Raw genomic sequence first — 19,547 nt, forward strand, 5'->3', positions numbered from 1 at the left:
GGTGGTGTGCACTTCCTCGCTCACTCGGATCGCGGCAGGACGCCGGTCTCCGTCGCTGACTCGATGAAGATCCCGGTCGCGAGCTCCAGGTCCTGCGGCGTGTGCTCGCAGGTGACGCTGACCCGCAGGCGGGCGTCGCCGAGCGGCACGCCCGGGTAGACCACGGTCTGGCAGAACAGGCCGCGCGCCCGCACGGCGCGGCCCATCTCCATGGCCTTGCGCTCGTCCCCGATGACGATGGGGAGGATGGCGCTCTCGGTGCGCTCCAGGTCGAAGCCCGCCTTGCGGAGCCCGTCCCGGAGCGTGGTGATGTTGGCCCACAGCCGCTTGAGGCGCTCGGGCTCGGACTCGATGACGTCCAGCGAGGCGATCAGCCCGGCCGCGACCCCGGCGGGGATGTTGGCGGCGAAGACGTACGAGTTCGAGTAGTAGCGCAGGTACTCGACGACCTCCTCCTCGCCGACGACGAAGCCGCCCATGCCGGCGAGGGACTTGCTCATCGTGCCGAGTTCGAGGTCGACCTCGCCCTTGAGCCCGAAGTGCTCGGCCGTGCCGGAGCCGCGCGCGCCGAGGACGCCGGTCGCGTGCGCGTCGTCGATCATCACGCGGGCGCCGTACGTCTTGGCCAGCCGCACGATCTCCGGCAGGTCGCAGATGTCGCCGTGCATGCTGAACACCCCGTCGGCGACGATCAGCGTGCCGCCGCCCGTGCCCTGCTCCGCGCCGCGGCGCAGCACCTGCTCCAGGTCCTCCATGTCGTTGTGCCGGTAGATCCGGCGGATGCCGCCCGACAGCCGGCTGCCGTCGACGATGCTCATGTGGTTGAGCTTGTCGACGACGAGCGTGTCGTAGCTCTTGACCAGGCCCGAGATCGCGCCGACGTTGGCCGCGTAGCCGCCGGGGTAGACGATCGCGGCCGGGCGCTGCTTGAAGGCGGCCAGGCGCCGCTCCAGCTCCTTGTGCAGCATGTTGGTGCCGCCGATGAAGCGGGAGCCGGTGTGCGTGGCGCCGTAGGTGCGGGTCGCGTCGCACACGGCGTCGACCACGCGCGGGTGGTTGGCGAGGCCCAGGTAGTTGTTCGAGGCGAACATGAGGAACTCACGCTCGCGACCCGCCAGTTCGTCGTAGATCACGGCCCGGTTCTCGCAGCGGGAGACCAGCGGCATGCCGTACCAGTACAGCCGCTCCTCCTCGCGCCTGCGCCGGTACGCCCCGAAGCTGCGGGCCTTGGCGAACAGGTCGGGGTCGCGCTGCTCGGTGAAGTCCTTCATCGAGCGGCCGTCCCAGGCGCTGTCCCGGGCGCCGTTGCCGGGTGCCGCGGGCGGCCCCTCCGCCGGGGTCCGCAGGGCGGCCAGCTCGGCGGCCAGGCCGCGCAGGGTCTTCGCGGTGACGGTGCCCACCACGGTCTCCGGCAGGCCCAGCTCCTGCGCGGCCTCGGCGACCAGCGAGGTGAGGATGACGGAGTCGATGCCGAGCTCGCTCTCGAAGTCGGCGTCGAGGGCCAGCTGACCGCGCTGGTACTGCGTCTGCCGCACGGCTCCGGCGATCACCGCTTCCAGGACGTCGTCCGCGCCCTCCGGCCCGGCCGGGGCCGTCTGCTCCGCCGTCGCGGAGGGCAGGCCCAGCGCCGCCTCCACGCGGGCGACGAGCTCGCGGATCGTGGTCACGTCGCCGGGCAGCCGCTCCGCGAGGCCGAACTGCTCGCCGACCGACACCAGGACCGACTCCAGGATCACCGAGTCGATGCCGAGGTCGCCCTCGAAGTGGCTGTCGGGCAGCAGCTGGGCCTCGTCGTACAGGGTCCGCTCCGCGACGATTTCCACGACCTTGCGGTGGATGCGCACGGTGTCCTGCGGGCCGTCCATGAGGTGCGTCATGCGGAGGCCGTCCCTTCGCCTGTCTGCAGCCGGCCGACCAGGTCCGAGATCGCGTTGACGGAACGGAAGTTCGCCAGGGAGATCTGCCGCAGCGGGACGGTGATCCGGAACTCCTGCTGCAAGTAGTGGACCAGGTCGAAGACGCCCGCCGAGTCGATGATGTTCAGCTCGTCGATGGGGGTGTCCGGCTCCAGCCCGTCGGCGTCGCCGTCCATCCAGACCTCGACGATGTAGTCGGTGATCAGTTTCTGAGGGGTCATCGCTTTCCTTGCCGTCAGTCGCGGTCGAGGGCGGGCCAGGTGAGCGCCGTCGCCCCCCAGGTGAGGCCGCCGCCGAAGGCGGTCAGCAGCAGCCGGGCCCCGGGCCGCAGCGTCCCGTCGGCGTGGTCGTGGTCGAGGGCCAGGGGAATGGAGGCCGCGGCCGTGTTGCCGACCTCGGCGATGTTGCCGGCGCAGCGCTCCCGCGGAACGCCCAGCTCGTCGGCCAGGCGGGCGGTGATTCTGTGGTTGGCCTGGTGGCTGACGAGGCGGTCGACGTCCGCGACGCGCCAGCCGGCGCGGGCGAGCACAGTGCGCGCCGAGCCGCTCATGCGCTGCACGGCGAGCCGGAAGACCTGCTTGCCCTGCATCCGGAAGTAGTGGTCCGCCGCGCTCGGGGCGTGCGGGCGCCGCTCGGAGCCGCCGGCCGGCACCGTGATCAGCTCCAGGCCCTCGCCGTCGCTGCCCAGGTCGAACGGGCCGACCGCGCCGGGCTCGCCCTCCGTGCCGGGCCGCAGGACCAGCGCCCCGGCCCCGTCCCCGAAGATCACCGCGGTGGAGCGGTCGGCCGGGTCGAGGATCCGGGAGAACGTCTCCGCGCCGATGACCAGGGCCCCTTCGGAGGCGCCGCACGCGATGAGGCCCGCCGCGGTCGCCAGGGCGTAGACGAAGCCGGAGCACACCGCGGCGACGTCGTACGCGGCGACGTGGCCGAGGCCCAGCTTGGCCGCCACGGTGGGGGCGGTCGCCGGGCACGTCCGGTCGGGCGTGGTGGTGGCCACGACCACCGTGTCGACAGGCAGGCCGCCCGCAGACTTCAGCGCCTTCGCGCCGGCCCCCGCCGCGAGGTCGGAGGTGGCCATGGAGTCCGGGGCGAAGTAGCGCTGCCTGATGCCCGTACGGGACCGGATCCATCCGTCGGACGTGTCCAGCGCGGCCACCAGCTCCGCGTTGGTCACGGGCACCGGCGGCAGCGCGCTGCCCACGCCGGCCACGACGGCCGCCGGCGTCACCGGGCACCGCCGCGGTGCCGGTGCCCGTGCTGGGCGTTCCCGGGAGATGTGGGGCTGGGACGGAAGCAAACCACGCGAGCGCTCCTCCGATGAGGACAGCCGGAACGGCTCCGGCGTGCCGAGTCTGCTCACCCGGGCTGACCGGACGCTGACGGATGACTGACCCGCGGCGGGGTCAGGCATCCGTCAGCCCCCCGTCAGCGCGGCCGTCCAGACTGACCGGCACACCGCGCCTGACGGCGTGCACGCACACGAAAGGCGGACGCACCATGAGCCCTGTCTACGACAAGCTGGTGGACCTGCTGGTCGACCGCTTCGCGGTGGACCGCGGCACGATCGGCCCGGACGTGACCTTCGAGGAACTGGAGATGGACTCGCTGTTCCTCGTGGAGCTCCTCCTCGTCATCGAGTCCGAGTTCCAGGTGAAGATCGGCGAGGACGCCGCCGCGCCGACGGACACCATCGCGACCGTGGTGAAGGTGATCACGGATCAGATCGCGGCCACGGCGCCGTGAGCGCCGCGACAGCCGGGGCGGCCGCGACAGCCGGGGCGGCCGCGCGGCCCGTGGCCCCCGTCGCCGTCACCGGCCTCGGCCTGGCCACCGCGGCCGGCATCGGCACCGAGGCGACCTGGGACGGGGTGTGCGCGGGCGTCTCCGCGGCCGCCCGCAACCCCGCCCTGGACGGGCTCCCGGTCGACATCTCCTGCACCGTCCCCGGCCTGGACCCCGCCCGGCACGTCGGCCGCCGCAGCGTCCTGATGCACGACCGCTTCACCCAGCTCGCCATCGTCGCCGCCCGCGAGGCCGTCGCCGACGCCGGGCTCGACCCGCGGCGCTGGGACGGCGCGCGCGTCGGCGTCGTCGTGGGCTGCGGCCTCGGCGGCGTGAGCACCTGGGAGGAACAGCACCGCCGGATGCTGGAGCACGGGCCCGGCAAGGTCTCCGCGCTCCTCGTCCCGATGCTCGTGCCCAACATGGCCGCGGGCAACCTCGCCATCGACCTCGGTGCGAGCGGCCCCAACTTCGTCACCGCCACGGCCTGTTCCTCCGGCGCCACCGCCATCGGCACCGCGGCGCAGCTGCTCCGCGAGGACGCCTGCGACATCGTCGTCGCCGGCGGTGCGGAAGCGGGCGTCAGCCCGCTCATGGTCACCGGCTTCGCGCAGATGGGCGCGCTGTCCCGCAGGCTCGACGAGCCCGCCGCCGCGTCCCGGCCCTTCGACGCCGGACGCGACGGCTTCGTCATCGGCGAGGGCAGCGGCATCCTCGTCCTGGAGCGGGAGGCCGACGCCCGCGCCCGCGGGGTCCGGGTGCGCTCGCTCCTCGCGGGCTACGGGGCCTCCGCCGACGCCCACCACCTCACCGCGCCCGAACCCGAGGGCAGGGCCGTCCTCGCCGCCGTCCGCACCGCGCTCGGCCAGGCGGGCGCGGCGCCCGGCGACATCGGGCACGTCAACGCCCACGGCACGTCGACGCGCCTCAACGACGCGGTCGAGGCCGCGACGCTGCGGCGGGCGCTCGGCGACGGCGCGGCGGTCACCTCCACCAAGGGCGTCCTCGGGCACACGCTCGGCGCGGCGGGCGCGATCGAGGCCGCGCTGACCGTCCTGGCCCTCGAACGCTCCCTCATCCCGCCCACGGCGAACCTCGAACAACTCGACCCGGCCGTGGAACTGGACGTCGTAGCGGGCGAACCCCGCAAGGCGCCCATCGAGGCGGCCCTGAGCACGTCCTTCGGCTTCGGCGGCCAGAACGCGGCACTGGTGTTCCGCGCGGCGTAGTGCCTTACCGGCGGATGACGAACTCGGCGCTCCGGTGGTCGCGTATGCCGCCGGACCCTCGCCGCGGTGGTTTCCCGCCGTGGCGGCGGGAGAGTACTGCTGCTGCCGCAGCGGGTGATTTCCCTCCGCCGCAACGGCGATCGGCCATGACGTGCCGGCCCGGCGGTGCTGCCGGCCATGTATGCCGCCGGACCCTCGCCGCGGTGGTGGCTCGGCGTGGCGGCGGGAGAGCACTGCTGCTGCCGCAGCGGGTGATTTCCCTCCGCCGCAACGGCGATCGGCCATGACGTACCGTCCCGGCGGTGCCGTCGGTCACGTATGCCGCCGGACTCTCGCCGCTGTGGCGCTTCGCCGCTGCGGCGGGAGGAGAGTTCGCCGTCTCCGGCAGGGGGGGAAGCCGCCGCCGTTACAGCGGGAAGCGCCGCAGCGGGGAGGAGGTGTCCCGGCTCCGGCAGAAGAAGAAGCGGCCGCCGCAACGGCGGGAACGCCCGCGGCCGCCGCCGCGGCAAGCCACCGCTGCGGGAGCAGGATTCGTCCGCTCCGGCCGAAAAGAACCCGCCGCCACGGCGGGAAACCCCCGCGGCGAGGGTCCGGCGGCATAAGTGACCACCGCTACCGACACGAAAGGCACGCACCATGACGCTCACCGTCCCGGAGGACGACCTCCGGGCGCTCGAACAGCAGGTCCAGGCCGCGCTCGCCGCAGGCGACCCCCGCGGACTGACCGTCCTCGGATACGGCGAAGTCACCCTCGTCCTCGCCCTGGAGACCGAACGCGGCGCGTTCGCCTGCAAGCGGCTCCCCCTCTTCGACAGCCGCAAGCGCTACGAGGCCTACGGGCGCACCCTCGGCCAGTACACGACCCGCCTCGCCGCCGCAGGCGTCCACGTCGCCGAGACCCGCCTGTGGGACACCGCGCTGCCCTCCGGGAAGACCGTCGGCTACTGCGTCCAGGAGACCCTGCCCGTCAAACGGCTCGTCTCCCACCTCCTGCACACCGAGGGCCGCGACTGGGCCGAGGAGTTCTTCGCCCGCTTCCTCGGCACCGTGCACGGCGCCGTCTCACCGGCCCTGGGCCTGGACGCCCAGGCCTCCAACTGGATCGACCTCGACGGGGACCTCGTCTACCTCGACGTCACCTCGCCCCTCATGCGCGACGCCCGCGGCCGCGAACTCCTCGACGTCCGGCTCTTCTTCACCTCACTGCCCTGGATCCTGCGCGACGCCGTCCGTATCGCCATGGCCAAGTCCATCTTCGACAAGTTCTACACGCCCCGCGGCGTCGTCCTCGACTTCCTCGGCAACCTCCACAAGGAGAAGCTGGCCGCCCTCATCCCCGGCTTCCTCGAACAGGCCAACGCCCGCATCACGCCCGCCCTCACCGCCGGGGAAGTCGCCACGTACTACAAGGGCGACGCCGCGATGTGGGAGCTCATCCAGCGGCTGCGCAAGGCGGACCGCGCCTGGCACCTCACGATCCGCCGCCGCCCGTACCCCTTCCTCCTGCCGCCCGATGTCGACCGCTGACGCCCTCGCCCCGGCCCCGCCGCGCCCCCGCGCCGGCCGGCTCGCCGGCGCGACCCTGACCCTCGACCCCGCCCGCCCGCTGCACCTCGCGCCCCTCGACGGCGGGCTCACCGCGGCCGTCGTCTCCATCGCCTGGCTGCGCGCCCGGGGCGACGCCGTCCGCGCCGCGCTCGAAGCCCGGCACCTGACCGGCGACGAGGCCGCGCACGCCGCGGGCCTGCGCCTGCCCGAGCGGCGCTGCGAGTGGCTCGCCGGCCGCCTCGCCCTCAAGCACGGCGTCCTCGCCCACGCCCGGCGGCACGGGCGCCGGGCCGGCCGCACCCGCGACGTCCGCGTCGGCGCCGTCGCGCACGGACCGCGCGCCGGCCGGCCCGTCGTCAACGCCCCCGTCGACGTGGGCCTCTCGCACTCCGGGGACTTCGCCGTCGCCGTGTGCGGCCCGCGCCCCGTGGGCGTCGACCTGGAGCGCCGGCGCAGCATGCCGCCGATGCTCACCGAACTGCTGACCGCCGACGACCACCGCGCCGCCGCCCACGCCGACCCCGACCGGCGCCGCCTCGCCACCATGCCCCTGCCGCTGCGCTGGGCCTGCAAGGAGGCCGTGCTCAAGCACTACGGATTCGGCCTGCGCGTCGACCCCCGCGAAGTCGCCCTGCACACCTGGCGCCCCGACCACGGCTTCACGTGGCGGCCCGGCCCCGGACTCCTGCACCACGCGCCCCCGGCGGGCGACGGCCCGCTGCACGGCTGGGCCCGGTGCATCGACGGATACTTCCTCGCCCTGGTATGGACGTGATGAGCGAATCCACGACACCCACCGCCCCCCGGACCCCCGGCCTCGGCGAGTCCTTCCCCGAAGCGCTGCGCCGCGCCACCGGGATCGCCGCCCTCAGCCCCTCCTCGCACAACTGCCAGCCGTGGGCGCTCGCCCGCCTGGAGAGCCGGCCGGCCCGCCGCGCCGCCGCCGACCTGCTCGGCTGCCCCGACGACGGCTCCGCCGTCTACCTCGCGCTCGCCGTCGACCGCCGGCGCAGCCTCACCGCCCTGCCCGCCCACACCCTGGAGATGCGGCTGAGCTGCGCCGCGTACTGGCGCATGCTCTGCCGGGCCCTGGCCGCGCAGGGCTGGACGCTCGTCCGGGAGCGGGCCCACGAAGCCGGGGGAGCCGCGGACTCGCGCCTGCCCGGCGGCCCGTGGCCCCGCGACTGGTCGCTGCTGTGGACGGCCGCGCTGCGCCGCACCGGCGAGGCGGCCGAGAGCCTCGCCGCCCTGGACGCCGCGGCCCGCGCCCGGCACACCAACCGCGGCCCGTACGACGACGAGCCGCTCGCCCCGGGACTGCTCCGCGACCTCGCGCGCCACCCGCCCGCGGGCGGCCGCCCAATCGCCGTCCGGCACCTGACGGGACCTCATGAATGCGGCATATTCGCCGAGTTCCTGGCCCGCCACGGAGGTATTGATTTCAGCCACCCGGCCGCCTGGCGTGAAACCCACTCCTACATCCGGTGGAGCCCGGCGGCGGTGCGCGCGCACGGCGACGGCTTCCCCGCGACGCAGCTTTTCGGACCGATGTCGGCCCGGCAGCGGCTTGCCAAGCGGATCGCGCTGGCTCCGCCGGTGATGAAATTGCTGTGCCGGTTCGGTTACGACCGCTCGCTCGCCGGGGGCCTGGCCGCCGAGGTCCGGCGCACCCCCGCCGTCGTCCTGATGCACTTCGCGGACGAGTCCCCGGGGGTCGCCGACGCCTTCCGGGGCGGCGCCCGCATCGCCGACTACTGGCTGCACGCGGCAGCCGCCGGTCTCGCCCTCCACCCGATGAGCGTCGTCATGCAGCACGACTCCCTGCGCACGGCACTCCAAGGCCGGCTGGGCCTTTCCGGCAGGCTCTTCTTCGTCAGCCGCGTGGGCCGGCCCCGTACGGCCTTCCCGCCGGCGCCCCGGTGTCCCGGCGCCGCGGAGCACCGCACGGTCTGAACCGGGGGCGGAAAGCATCGGAGCATTCCGGCCAGGCCCGGATCGCGTACGCCGCGGGGCCGGGGATACTGCTCCCTTGCCGCCGTCTTTACCGTGACAGATTCCCGCCAAAACCTGGCGGGACGCCCGGTCGTCAGTTGCCGCTGGCGTACAGTCGGGTGAGACGTTCAGGGGGAAGCCGTGGGCCACGGAGATGACGTCAATCAGCCATCGCACCGCCGTCGGGGGGACTCGGGTGCTCTTCACCCCCTCTACCCCGTCGGCCACAATAGCGCCTGCTCCCCGAAGCGACTCCGTTCGGAACCGTTCCGTTTAATGGAAGCAGGCTCGATGAGTATGCGCATACTGCTGTGCTGCGACAAGCTCATCCTGGGCGCAGGTATGCAGGCACTGCTGGGCCAGCACGGCCTGGATGCACAGACGAAAACATCCGTGCGCAGCACGGTGGCGGCCGCCAAGGAGATGGCGCCCGACGCCATTGTCATCGTGGCCCCGGCGCTCAGCATCGACGACACCCACGAACTCGCCGAACTCTCGCGGATGGCCAAGGTCATCCTGCTCGCCCGGCCCGACACGACGCCCAGGGCCTTCGAGGCGCTGCGCATCGGCGTCCGCGCCGTGCTCTCCCTGGAGGACCCGCCGGAGGAGCTCATCCGCATGATCAAGACGGTCATCGAGGTCGACGCCATCGTCGCGCCGCTGACCGCCCGCAAGGCGCTCGACCAGCTCCGCACCGAGCAGCCGCCCGCCCCCGCCCCACCGCCGGCCGGCACGCTGACCCCGCGTGAGGCCGAGGTGATGCTGCTGCTCGCGCAGGGCCGGTCCAACGCGGAGATCGCCGAGAAGCTCTCCATCTCCAACGCGACGGTCCGCTCCCACGTCCACCACGTCCTGCGGAAGCTGGACGCCGGGACCCGCGCCCGGGCGGTCGCCATCGCCTACGAGACGGGTCTGATCGACGTCATGGAGCGGCAGGCGGAGCGCAGCCCCTGACGCCGCGGGCGCCGCCGCGCGGAGCCCGTCAGCCCACGCCGGCACGGTATCCGGGCTCCACGCGCACCCCGGAGAGTTCGTCCACCACCTCGGCCATTTCCTCGAAATCCGCGACCAGCCGGGCGAAGGCGTCACTCGTGGTGTCCCGCTCGAACTCGGCCCGGCTGCGCACTTTGATGACTTCGAAGAAGTGAACGGGTGCGGACGGGTCGCCGGAAACCCGTTGCACGCTAAATGACAGCACGCTCGGGAGTTCCGGACAGGTCGCGTAGTCGGTCTCCCGTACCCACGTTTCGAAACGGCCGGGTGCGATGCCGGGGCGGAGCCGAATTCGGTGCACAATCAGGTCCACGATGCCGGAAGTCCCTTCTGTATTCCCGTGTGGTTCACCGTTGCCGGTGCTTTCGGGAGCGCCGGCCGCCCAGGCCCAGTGCGCGGGCGGCATTGTTCTTCTGGATCTCGTTGGTGCCGGAGAAGATGCGGGAAGGCAGGGCGTCCCGCAGGAACGTCTCGGCCTCGCCGCCGAGGATCCCGAGCGCGCCGCGCAGCTGCACGGCGTCCAGCCCGAGCCGCACGGCCGCCTCGCTCACCGCGAGCTTCGCCAGCGCGGGCGCGATCTCGTCGTCGCTGCCGGCGTCCAGCCCGCTCGCGGCCTTGTAGAGCATCAGCCTGGCCGACTCCAGCCGCACCGTCATGTCGACGATGCGGTGGCTGACGGCCTGGAATTCTCCGATGGCTCGCCCGAACTGCTCACGCTCCCGGGCGTGTTCCATCGTCGACTCCAGCACGCGCTGCATCGCCCCGAGGTAGGTGGCGAACAGGCACGTGCGCTCCCACTTCATCGACGAGGAGAAGATGCCCGCGCCGGAGCCCTCCTCGCCGAGGACGTCCGCGGCCGGCACCACGCAGTCCGTGAGGTAGACGTCGGCCATCGGCGAGCCTTGCAGGCCCGTCTTGTCGTAGCGCGGGCCCACCGTCAGGCCGGGTGTGCCCGCTTCCAGGACGAAGGTCGTCAGGCCGAAGAAGCCGCCCCCGGGCGACGTCGCCGCCTGGAGCACGAACACGTCGGCCACGGGGGAGTTGGTGGTGAAGCACTTGCTGCCGTTCAGCACGTACGCGTCGCCCTCGCGCACGGCCCGCGTGCGCAGGTTCAGGGCGTCGGAGCCGGCGGCGGGCTCGGTGATGGCGTGCGCGGCGATCGCCTCGCCCGAGGCGAGGGGCGGCAGCCAGCGCTGCTTCTGCTCCTCGGTGCCGAACTCGGTGATCGGCATGACGGCCGCGAACAGGTGCGCGGCGACGGAGAACGCGAAGCCCTGGTCGGCGCACCCGTAGCCGAGGGCCTCCATCAGCGCCGCGGTCGTGACGGCGCCGAGCCCGCTGCCGCCGTACGCGGCGGGCACGCTCGCGCCGGTGAGGCCCTGTTTGCCCGCGAGCTGCCAGCGGCGCCGGAAGCCCTCCGGATCGTGCGCCGCCGTGCCGCCGCCGAGGTCGCGCCGGGCGAAGCGCACGACCATGTCGCGCATCTCCGCGGTCTCGGTGTCGAAGTCGAAGTTCATCGCCGCCCGTCCAGGTGTTCCTCGATCAGCACGTGATAGTTGATGCCGCCGGTGCCGAAGGAGCTGACGCCCGCGCGCCGCGGCCGCCCGGGCGCGGACGCCCACGGCCGCGAGGCCGTGGAGACGCGCGCGGGCACGCGGTCCAGCTCCAGCTCCGGATTGACGGTGGTGAGGCCCGCGTTGGCCGGCAGCACCCCGGTCCGCAGGGCGTGCAGCGCGCGCAGCAGCCCGGCGGCGCCCGCCGCCGCGAAGGTGTGGCCGAAGTGCGACTTGGCGGAGCCGATCTCCAGCGGCCGCCGCCGGTGCGGGCTCGCGTACACCCGCGCGACCGCGGCGATCTCGACGCGGTCGCCCACGCGGGTGCCCGTGCCGTGCGCCTCCAGGTAGCCCACGTCGGCCGGGTCGAAGCCCGCCTGCCCGAACGCCTGGCGCATCGCCCGCACCTGGCCGTCCGCGTCCGGGGCGATCAGGGACTTCGCGTCGTTCGAGGCGCCGATCCCGCACAGCAGGCCGTGGATCGTGTCCCCGTCGCGCCGGGCGTCCGCGTAGCGCTTGAGGAGGAACAGGGCGCAGCCGTCGCCCGGCGTGAAGCCGTCCGCCGCGGCGTCGAAGGGCGTGATCCGCCCGTGCGAGAGCAGCCCCAGCGCCGAGCACAGCACCATGTCGCGGGCGTTGCAGGGCAGTTCGACGCCGCCCGCCAGCGCGTAGTCCACGCTGCCGGAGCGCAGCCGGCCCACCGCCACGTCCAGCGCGGCGAGCGACGACGCGCACGCCGCCTCGATCCCCAGCGGCACGGCGTCCAGGCCGTACTCGCCCGCGATCACGGCCGCGACGCCGCCGGCCAGGGCGCCGTCGAGGTCCTCCGGCCCGCGCGGGCCCGGCTCCGCCGCGTACCGCTCGCGGACGAGGTCGAGCAGGGTCGCCGTCTCGGTCGGATCCAGCCGGCCCAGCGCGGCGAGCCCGCCGACGGCCGACTCGACCTCGCCCAGGGCCAGGGCCGCGGCCGCGCGCCGCTCCCGGGCCAGGCTCAGGTTGGTGCCCGTCGCGACCAGGCCCGGCCCGCGCAGCGCGGCGGCCGCCGGGCCGCGCCGCGCCAGGAGCTCGCCGGCCACGGACAGGGCCACGCGCTGCGCGGCGTCCATGACCGCCCAGCGGCGCGGCGGGATCCGCAGCCCTTCCGGGGGCTGCGCCGGCACCTCCAGGGGCGAGCCCTGGTCGGTGTAGCTGCGGGTGAGGCTCAGCTTGCCGGGCTCGTAGTAGAGCTCGCGGTCGAGGAGGGACTCCGGCAGCGGCCCGATGCGGTCCTCGCCGGTGAGCATGGCGGCCCAGAAGGCGCCGGCGTCGGGCGCGTCCCCGAAGCGGCCTCCGTAGCCCACGATCGCGACGGGCTCCGGCGCGGCGGAGCGCGCGCCGGAGAACGCGGCGGAGGCACGAGCGGTACGCGGACGCTCCGCAGCCGGCGGGTCGGCGTCCGGGTCGTGCTCCTCCAGGATCAGGTGGCAGAGCGTGCCGGTCAGTGACGCGCCGCTGACCGCGGCCCGGCGCGGCCCGGCGCCCGCCTCCCGGAGCCACTTCCGCGGCTCCGGCAGCGTACGGAACGGGGAGCCCGGCCCGGGCTGCGGCGGGAACTGGGCCGGCAGGCGCCGGTGGTACAGGGCCAGCGCCGCCTTGGTGACGCTCGCCAGGCCCGCGTTGGCGAAGGTGTGCCCGAGCCGGTCGCGCACGCTGCCCACGACCACGGGGCCGGCCCCCGCGTACACCGCCGCCAGCGCGCCGAGTTCGGCGCGCGTCTCGTGCGCCACGCCGTAGCCGCCGCACTCCACGTAGCCGACGGATTCCGGCGACGCGCCGCAGGAGTCCAGCGCGTCGCGAGCCGCCCCGGCGCGCCGCTCCACGGACGTGGAGTAACGGAACACGCCCGGGCGCCCCTCGTGGCGCACCGCGCAGCCGCGCACGGTCGCGTAGACGCGGTCCCCGTCGCGGACGGCGGACGACAGCCGCTTGAGCAGCAGCGCGCCGACGCCCTCGCCGAGCGCGAAGCCGCCGCCGTCCGCGGCGAACGGCCGTGTCTCCGCGGCGATGAGGCCCTTCGCCGCGAGCGCCGCCCGCAGGAACGGGCCCTCCTCGCGCTGACCCGTGACCACCAGCACCGCCTCCGACAGGCCGCCGCGCAGGCTGTCCAGGGCGTGGGCGAGCGCGAGGAACGACGTCGCGTCGGCCGACTCCAGGGCCAGCGTGCGGCCCCGCAGCTTGAAGGCGCCCGCGATCCGGGCCGGGATGGTGCTGGCCATCTCCCCGACCCGGTCGTGCGGCGACGCCCCCAGGCGCCGTACCAGGGCGGTGCGCAGCTCGTCGGCGGCCTGCGCGGCCGTACGGGCCGACCCGCCGAACTCGGGCGCGGTCATGGCCCGTTCCAGCTCGCGGGCGTACCGGCTGCCCTCGACGCGCAGGGCGTTGGCGTACTGCCGGTCGAGGCCCGCGCACACCCCCGCCACCACGTCCGTCCGCTCGGCTTGCAGCGACCGGTCGCCGGCCTTGGCGTCCTCCAGGCACTCCCGGGCCGCCTCCAGCATCAGCAGCTGCATCCGCGTCAGCGCGCCGGCCTGGGCGGGCGGAATGCCGAACTGCGCGACGTCGACCTCGATGTCCGCGAGCGACGGGACCCCCGTCCCGGGCGGCGGCGGTGGTTCGGTCAGGGACCTCCAGAAGGCGCCGGCTCCCCGAACGCCCGGGTAGAGCGCCGCGATGCCGACGATCGCTACGGGTTCGGGTTCGGGTGCGGTCCGGTCCTGCGATGCGCGCGCGGCACCGGGGGCGCCGCGCGCGCCGAGCTCGGAGTGCATGTCGGAACGGCTCCAGGTGTTCTCGGCCCGGCCCGCGAAGCGACGGACGGGCGAAGGAAGTGGTGCGGCGCCGGCCGGGCTGCGCCGTGGTGGTTCCCGCCGTTGCGGTGACAGCGGATGTGCCTGCCGCAACGGCGGGAACAGCAGCGATCCGGCGCGAGACCGGCAGCCGGGCCTCAGACGCCCGAGGTGACCCGGCGGGCGGGCGCCAGCGCGTCCGGCCGGGCCAGCCCGGGATCCTGGGCGAGGATCTCGGCGTGCCGGCGCTGGAGCCCGGCACCCGGCTGGATGCCCAGCTGCTCGTCCAGCCGCTTCCGGGTGAGCCGGAACCGCTCCAGGGCCTCGCTCTGCCGCCCCGACCGGTACAGCGCGAGCATCAGCAGCTCGCAGAACCGCTCGTGCAGCGGGTGCTGCGCGACGAGCTGCTGCAGTTCGGCGATCACCTGGGTGTTGTGCCCCAGCACCAGGCGGGCGCTCACCAGGTCCTCCCACGCGGTCAGCCGGCGCTCCTCGAAGAGGGTCGCGGCGCTCGCGCACCGCAGCCCCTCCCCGGCGTCGAACAGTGCCGGGCCGCGCCACAGCCGCAGGCCGGTCTCGAGCAACCTCGCCGCCCGCTCGGGGTCGGTGGTCAGCGCGGCTCCGCCGCGAGAGGCGAGATCGAGGAATCTGTTGGCGTCGACGCATTCCGCCGCCACGTCCAGCAGGTAGCCGTTCGGTACGGACCGCAGGACGGTCGTGCGGTGCATCGGCGTGTGTGCCTCCAGTACCTTGCGCACCCTGGTCGCCTGCGCCTGCAGGGCGTTCCGGGGATTGCCGAGGGGCGAACCGCACCACAGCTCGTCGACGAGCTCCAGGTGCGACACCGCCCGCCCCGCCCGGAGGGCGAGGGTCGCGAGCATGGACCGGACCTTGCCGGCCCGGATGTCACTGCTCCTCTCCGCAGCGCTGACGCGCACCGGACCGAGTATTTCAATTTGCACGAAATTCCCCCACACAGCGGTTTCCGCCGGAGATCAGAACAGAAGCCGGTACCGGCTTTTCCCCCTTTCGGCGCCCAATCCTCGCAACGCGGAACAACTGGCGTCATCCATCCCCCGGCCCCTTTCCGCCCTCAACGGATGGCGGAGCCGGGCGGCCGCCCCGTACGTTCATTGAGGCGCGTGGCCGCCCGGCTCAACGTGGCGTCAACACACGGAGGACGGTGCCGCGGCGCCCTGCTCGGCAGCGCGGCGTAGGGGAAGTGTCCGATTTCTTCAGCCCGGCTTCAGGAAGGGCGGACGCCGTTCCCCGGGGCGCCGCCCGGCGCCGAGCCCGGCGACACCAGGCCCGCCTCGTACGCGGCGATGACCAGCTGCACCCGGTCGCGGGCGCACAACTTGCCCATGATGCGGCTGACATGGGTCTTGGCGGTCAAGGGGCTGAGGCCCAGTACATCGCCCACTTCGGCGTTGTTCAGGCCCCGGGCCACCAGGGTCAGCACCTGGCGCTCGCGCACCGACAGCACCGCCAGGCCGTTGGTGACGAAGCTCGCCGGGATGTCCGCCCGCGGCGCCCGCAGCACCCGGGCGATCAGCCGCGAGGTCGGGCCGGGCGACAGCAGCGCCTCCCCGGCGGCGATGGTCCTGATCGCCTCCAGGAGCGCCGCCGGCCGGGTGTCCTTCACCAGGAATCCGGAGGCGCCCGCCCGCAGCGCGTCGATGACGTACTCGTCGGTGTCGTACGTCGTCAGGACGAGCACTTTCACGCCCGCCATGTCCTCGTCGGCAGCAATGCGCTGGGTCGCCTCGATGCCGTCCAGGTCCGGCATCCGGATGTCCATCACCACCAGGTCGGCGCGGGCGGTCCGGGCCAGCTCGACGGCCTGCCGGCCCGTGCCCGCCTCGCCCACGACCTCCATGTCCGGGGCGGTGTCCACGAGCATGGCGAAGGCGGAGCGGACGAGCCGCTGGTCGTCGGCGAGCAGGACCCGGATCGGCTGCTGCGTGCTCATCTGCGTGCTCATCGGCGGACCCTCCCTCCACGGGAGCACGGTGCCGCCGGACTCGGTGCTGCTGTCATCGGCCATCCTTCGGGTGGGGACCCGCGCCCCGCGGGGAGGCGGGTCGTTTCTGCGCGGGTCGTTCCGCTGGTGCGCGCACGCGTCGGTGCGCGGGGGAGGGTCTCGGGCTCATTGGAGGGCGGCTCCGTCCGCGGGGGCGGCCGGCAGGACGGCGGAGACCGCGAACCCGGCGCCGCCCGGCCGCGGACCGGCCTGCAACCCGCCGCCGACGCTGCGGGCGCGCTCGCGCATGCCGACGATGCCGTAACCGCCGGTGCCGTTCGGCTCGTTCCCCGGCACGGCGGCCCGCCCCGGCGCCTCCGCGCCGCCGTCGTCGAGCACGGTGACCCGCAGGGCGCCGTCGCCCTCGCCGCGCGCCACCGTCACCCAGACGCGGACCGCGGGCCCGCCGTGGCGGACCGCATTGGTGAGTGCCTCCTGCACGATGCGGTACGTGGCGGCCCCGACCGCCGGGGCCAGCACGGCGGTTGCGGCGGCACCGGCAGCGTGTCCGTTGCGCTCGGGGGCCTGTCCGTTGCGCTCCGCGGCCGTCTCCACCGGCCCGCCCAGGTGCACCTTCAGGCTCACCCGCGCGCCCGCCGCCTCCGCGGCCCGCGCCAGGTCGGGAAGCCCGTCGAGCCCCGGCAGCGGACCGTACGCGGCCGCGTCGTTCCCGCGGAGCACCTCCAGCGTCGCGCGCAGCTCCGCGCGGGCGTCGCGGCACGTGTCGGCGATGCCGTCCAGCGCCTTGGCGAGCGCCGTGCGGTCCAGCCGCTCGGGGTCGGCGACCAGGACGTGGGCCGCGACCGCGGTCTGCACGCCGATCAGGGTGATGCTGTGCGCCAGCAGGTCGTGGAGGTCGCGCGCGATGTGCACGCGCTCCTCCGCGACCCTGCGCGCCGCCTCCCGCTCGCGCGTGCGCTCGGCGCGCTCCGCGCGCTCCACGATCGCCCCCACGTAGTTGCGGTGCAGGCGCACCGCCTCACCGATCAGGACGACGTCGGCGATCCAGCCCGCGCTCACCAGCGTCGGCAGGATCTCGTGGGCCTTGCCCAGGGCCAGCATCACGGCCGTCGCCACGCCGTAGATGCCGCCCAGGGTCAGGAAGCTGCGGCGCGGCGGCCCCACCACGGCGAGGGTGCACAGCGCCACCAGGCCCGCGGGCAGCACCGCCGCCCGCGGGTAACCGAACAGGTAGAACGGGCCGTTCATGCAGGCCACCGCGACCACCGTGAGCCACGGCGCCCGGCGCCGCGCCGTCAGCGACAGCGCGGCGCCGGTGAGGAGGGCCCAGCCCGGGAGGTCCAGCGACCGCCGTGAGGTGGCGACGAACAGCACGCTCTGCACGGCGAGCACGGTCAGCGCTATGCCGAAGTCCTGCACCAGGACGCTGCGGCGGGAGATCTCGTGCCGCGGCAGCAGCAGTCGTGCGATCAAGGGGGTAACCGGGTCCCGGGACGGCATCACGATTCCATGGAACCCCGGGAGAGCTTCCCGGGCCACCACATCCACCTCTTCAGCAACAGGCTTGCGGAGGTGACCAGATAGGTACGGACCAGGAAGGTGTCCAGCAGCACGCCGACCGCGATGATGAAGCCCATCTCGACCAGCGCCACCAGCGGCAGCGTCGCCAGCACGGCGAACGTGGCCGCCAGCACGACGCCCGCGGACGTGATGACCCCGCCCGTCGTGCGCAGCGCCGTGAGCGCCGCCTCCTCCGGCCCCGCCCCCTTCAGCCGCTCCTCACGCGCCCGGTGCATCAGGAAGATGCCGTAGTCGACGCCGAGCGCGATGAGGAAGACGAACGTCAGCAGCGGCAGGCTCGGATCGAGCCCCTCGTAGCCCAGCACCGGCCCGAACACCAGGCCGCTGAGCCCCATCGCCGCGCCCCACGAGGCGATCACCGCGAGCACGAGCACCGCCGCCGCCACCAGGCTGCGCAGCAGCGCGATCAGCACGATCATCACCGCGACCAGCACCAGCGGGATCACCTTGCGGCGGTCGTCGGCGTTGGTGGTGTCGAGGTCCATCTGCTGCGCCGTGGGGCCGCCGACGATCGCCTGCGCGCCCTTGACGTCGTGCACCGCACCGCGCAGCGCGCTGATGGTCTTCTTCTCGCCGGCCGACTCGGGCTTCGCCACGGCGAACACCTGGAGTTCGGTGCGCTCCTCGCCGCTGCGGCCCGGCTGCACCGTGGCCACGCCCTTCGTGCCCTTGACCGCCTTCTCCACCCCGGCCGCCTGCGGGGTACGCGTCACCACCGTGATCGGCAGGCTGCTGGCGTCGGGGAACGCGTCCGCGACCGTGGCCATCGCCTTGACCGAGTCGGGCTTGTTGAGGAACGCGTCCTCCTGCTTCAGGGTGCCCGGCAGCTTCACCGCGCCGACCGACAGGGCGACGAGCGCCGCGACGCCGCACAGCAGCACCAGACCCGGGCGGCGGGCGGCGGAGTTGCCCATCGCCGCGAACAGCGAGCGCCGGTGCGGCGCCTCGGTCCCGTACACCGGCACGATCGGCCAGAACACGCGCCGGCCCAGCAGCACCAGCACCGCGGGCAGCAGCGTCATCATGGCCGCCAGCGCGCAGAAGACGCCCACCGCGCCGACCGGGCCCAGGCCGCTGCTGCTGTTGAGATCCGCCGCCATCAGGCACATCAGGCCCGCCACCACCGTGCCGGACGAGGCGAGGACGGCCGCGCCGCAGCCGCGGATCGCGGACCGCATCGCGTCGTAGGGCTGCTCGACGTGGCGCAGCTCCTCCCGGTAGCGGGCCACCAGCAGCAGCGCGTAGTCGGTGCCCGCGCCGAAGATGAGCACCGTCATCACGGACGTGCTCATCGTCGTCACCGTCAGGTCGAACGCCTTGATCAGTCCGTAGACGCCGGCCATCGCGGCCGAGGCCGCCACGCCGACCACCCCCAGGGGCACCAGCCACAGGAACGGGCTGCGGTAGATGAGGATCAGCAGCACCGCCACGACGCCCGCGGTGCCCAGCAGCAGGACGCCGTCGATGGACTGGAAGACCTCGTTCTGATCGGACATCAGGGCGACCTGCCCGCCGACCTCGGCTTTGAGGCCCCCGGGCTTGTCCTCCTTGACGATGTCCCGGATCCCGTCGACCGCCTTGCCCTGCGCGGCGGCGTCCTCCAGGCCGCTCACCGACAGCGCCGTCATCGACGTGGCGCCGTCCTTGGACACGACGGTGGGCGCCTTGTCGCCGCCGCGCACCTCGTAGCGCCCCGCGATCTTCTTCAGGTGCTCCTGCGCCGCCTTGGTGTCGGCCGGCCGCAGCCCGCCGTCGCGGTGGTACACCAGCAGCGCGTCCGAGGTGTTGCCGCCCGGCAGCTTCTGCAACAGGTGCTCGACCCGGGTGGACTCGGCGCTGGCCGGGAGGTAGTCCACGGGACGGTCCCGTGCGGCGCCGCTGAGCTTTTCGGCGAAGGGTGCCGTGACCGCAAGGATCACGATCCAGAAGGCGATCACCGCCCACGGGAGGGCGCGCCGCCTCGCTTTGCCTTCGCGGGCCGGTCGCTCCCGGCCCTCCTTCTGCTGCGTGTCCGCCGCCGGGGCCATGGTGCTCGCCGCCTCCTCGAAGCCGGAATTCGCTGACCCTTCCAGGGTTCCGGCGCGAAACGCCCGGGGCGTCGGCCCGCAGACCGAAGCGGAAGCTAATCCGCCGGGTGCAAC

General features: G+C 74.0%; 16 protein-coding genes. 6 read left to right on the forward strand and 10 right to left on the reverse strand.

Features of this window, described 5'->3' with window-relative positions; genetic code table 11:
• Window positions 1–20: 20 nt before the first annotated feature.
• Genes PS271_RS25140 through PS271_RS25150 form a run of 3 tightly spaced genes read right to left on the reverse strand, consistent with a single transcriptional unit; the run spans window position 21 to window position 3,147 of the window.
• The gene (locus PS271_RS25140) at window positions 21–1,877 is read right to left on the reverse strand and encodes an aminotransferase class I/II-fold pyridoxal phosphate-dependent enzyme (RefSeq protein ID WP_398384847.1); all 1,857 of its coding nucleotides are present in this window, start codon (window positions 1,875–1,877) and stop codon (window positions 21–23) included.
• Entirely contained in the window at window positions 1,874–2,137 is a 264-nt protein-coding gene (locus PS271_RS25145) for an acyl carrier protein (protein ID WP_398384848.1), read from the reverse strand. Before PS271_RS25145 ends, PS271_RS25140 begins: the two co-directional genes overlap by 4 nt.
• A 14-nt stretch (window positions 2,138–2,151) precedes the next feature.
• On the reverse strand, window positions 2,152–3,147 hold the full coding sequence (locus PS271_RS25150; protein ID WP_398384849.1) for a beta-ketoacyl-ACP synthase III: 996 nt from the start codon (window positions 3,145–3,147) through the stop codon (window positions 2,152–2,154).
• A 269-nt stretch (window positions 3,148–3,416) separates the two neighbouring features.
• On the opposite strand from PS271_RS25150, the gene PS271_RS25155 reads away from it, so the two are divergent.
• The 6 genes from PS271_RS25155 to PS271_RS25180 all read left to right on the forward strand — a co-directional run bounded on the left by PS271_RS25155 (window position 3,417) and on the right by PS271_RS25180 (window position 9,424).
• Entirely contained in the window at window positions 3,417–3,662 is a 246-nt protein-coding gene (locus PS271_RS25155; RefSeq protein WP_398384850.1) for an acyl carrier protein, read from the forward strand.
• Window positions 3,663–3,712: 50 nt separating this feature from the next.
• Window positions 3,713–4,930, forward strand: a complete 1,218-nt coding sequence (locus PS271_RS25160; RefSeq protein WP_398387050.1) for a beta-ketoacyl-[acyl-carrier-protein] synthase family protein — start codon at window positions 3,713–3,715, stop codon at window positions 4,928–4,930.
• Between the two features lie 636 nt (window positions 4,931–5,566).
• Entirely contained in the window at window positions 5,567–6,457 is an 891-nt protein-coding gene (locus tag PS271_RS25165; RefSeq protein WP_398384851.1) for a DUF6206 family protein, read from the forward strand.
• The gene (locus tag PS271_RS25170) at window positions 6,444–7,253 is read left to right on the forward strand and encodes a 4'-phosphopantetheinyl transferase family protein (protein ID WP_398384852.1); all 810 of its coding nucleotides are present in this window, start codon (window positions 6,444–6,446) and stop codon (window positions 7,251–7,253) included. Before PS271_RS25165 ends, PS271_RS25170 begins: the two co-directional genes overlap by 14 nt.
• Window positions 7,253–8,431, forward strand: coding sequence for a nitroreductase family protein (locus PS271_RS25175; protein ID WP_398384853.1), 1,179 nt, complete (start codon window positions 7,253–7,255; stop codon window positions 8,429–8,431). Before PS271_RS25170 ends, PS271_RS25175 begins: the two co-directional genes overlap by 1 nt.
• 330 nt (window positions 8,432–8,761) lie before the next feature.
• Window positions 8,762–9,424, forward strand: coding sequence for a LuxR C-terminal-related transcriptional regulator (locus tag PS271_RS25180; protein WP_398384854.1), 663 nt, complete (start codon window positions 8,762–8,764; stop codon window positions 9,422–9,424).
• A 28-nt stretch (window positions 9,425–9,452) separates the two neighbouring features.
• Here the strand turns inward: PS271_RS25180 and PS271_RS25185 are convergent, their stop codons facing one another.
• The 7 genes from PS271_RS25185 to PS271_RS25215 all read right to left on the reverse strand — a co-directional run bounded on the left by PS271_RS25185 (window position 9,453) and on the right by PS271_RS25215 (window position 19,433).
• Window positions 9,453–9,776 (reverse strand): RedY/HapK family protein, encoded by a 324-nt coding sequence (locus PS271_RS25185; protein WP_398384856.1) that lies wholly within the window; start codon window positions 9,774–9,776, stop codon window positions 9,453–9,455.
• A 34-nt stretch (window positions 9,777–9,810) separates the two neighbouring features.
• The gene (gene redW / locus PS271_RS25190; RefSeq protein ID WP_398384858.1) at window positions 9,811–10,980 is read right to left on the reverse strand and encodes an L-prolyl-[peptidyl-carrier protein] dehydrogenase; all 1,170 of its coding nucleotides are present in this window, start codon (window positions 10,978–10,980) and stop codon (window positions 9,811–9,813) included.
• Entirely contained in the window at window positions 10,977–13,823 is a 2,847-nt protein-coding gene (locus PS271_RS25195; RefSeq protein ID WP_398384859.1) for a beta-ketoacyl [acyl carrier protein] synthase domain-containing protein, read from the reverse strand. The genes redW and PS271_RS25195 overlap by 4 nt, the downstream gene beginning before the upstream one ends.
• 176 nt (window positions 13,824–13,999) lie before the next feature.
• On the reverse strand, window positions 14,000–14,779 hold the full coding sequence (locus PS271_RS25200) for an AfsR/SARP family transcriptional regulator (RefSeq protein WP_398384861.1): 780 nt from the start codon (window positions 14,777–14,779) through the stop codon (window positions 14,000–14,002).
• 308 nt (window positions 14,780–15,087) lie between these two features.
• Window positions 15,088–15,825 carry a response regulator gene (locus PS271_RS25205; RefSeq protein WP_398384863.1) on the reverse strand — a complete coding sequence of 246 codons (738 nt, stop codon included), beginning with the start codon at window positions 15,823–15,825 and terminating at the stop codon, window positions 15,088–15,090.
• A gap of 165 nt (window positions 15,826–15,990) precedes the next feature.
• Complete coding sequence (locus PS271_RS25210) at window positions 15,991–17,298, reverse strand: histidine kinase (RefSeq protein ID WP_398384864.1); 1,308 nt, start codon at window positions 17,296–17,298, stop codon at window positions 15,991–15,993.
• 26 nt (window positions 17,299–17,324) lie between these two features.
• Window positions 17,325–19,433, reverse strand: a complete 2,109-nt coding sequence (locus PS271_RS25215; protein WP_398384865.1) for an MMPL family transporter — start codon at window positions 19,431–19,433, stop codon at window positions 17,325–17,327.
• Window positions 19,434–19,547 lie beyond the last annotated feature (114 nt).

The organism is Streptomyces sp. SCA2-17 (genome assembly GCF_044336695.1).

Excerpts from the sequence above, each read along its gene's own strand:
- PS271_RS25195 (WP_398384859.1), bottom strand. The coding sequence starts at position 13,823 with ATGCACTCCGAGCTCGGCGCGCGCGGCGCCCCCGGTGCCGCGCGCGCA.
- PS271_RS25140 (WP_398384847.1), bottom strand. The coding sequence starts at position 1,877 with ATGACGCACCTCATGGACGGCCCGCAGGACACCGTGCGCATCCACCGC.
- PS271_RS25165 (WP_398384851.1), top strand. The coding sequence starts at position 5,567 with ATGACGCTCACCGTCCCGGAGGACGACCTCCGGGCGCTCGAACAGCAG.
- redW (WP_398384858.1), bottom strand. The coding sequence starts at position 10,980 with ATGAACTTCGACTTCGACACCGAGACCGCGGAGATGCGCGACATGGTC.
- PS271_RS25205 (WP_398384863.1), bottom strand. The coding sequence starts at position 15,825 with ATGAGCACGCAGATGAGCACGCAGCAGCCGATCCGGGTCCTGCTCGCC.
- PS271_RS25145 (WP_398384848.1), bottom strand. The coding sequence starts at position 2,137 with ATGACCCCTCAGAAACTGATCACCGACTACATCGTCGAGGTCTGGATG.
- PS271_RS25155 (WP_398384850.1), top strand. The coding sequence starts at position 3,417 with ATGAGCCCTGTCTACGACAAGCTGGTGGACCTGCTGGTCGACCGCTTC.
- PS271_RS25170 (WP_398384852.1), top strand. The coding sequence starts at position 6,444 with ATGTCGACCGCTGACGCCCTCGCCCCGGCCCCGCCGCGCCCCCGCGCC.
- PS271_RS25180 (WP_398384854.1), top strand. The coding sequence starts at position 8,762 with ATGAGTATGCGCATACTGCTGTGCTGCGACAAGCTCATCCTGGGCGCA.
- PS271_RS25175 (WP_398384853.1), top strand. The coding sequence starts at position 7,253 with ATGAGCGAATCCACGACACCCACCGCCCCCCGGACCCCCGGCCTCGGC.
- PS271_RS25215 (WP_398384865.1), bottom strand. The coding sequence starts at position 19,433 with ATGGCCCCGGCGGCGGACACGCAGCAGAAGGAGGGCCGGGAGCGACCG.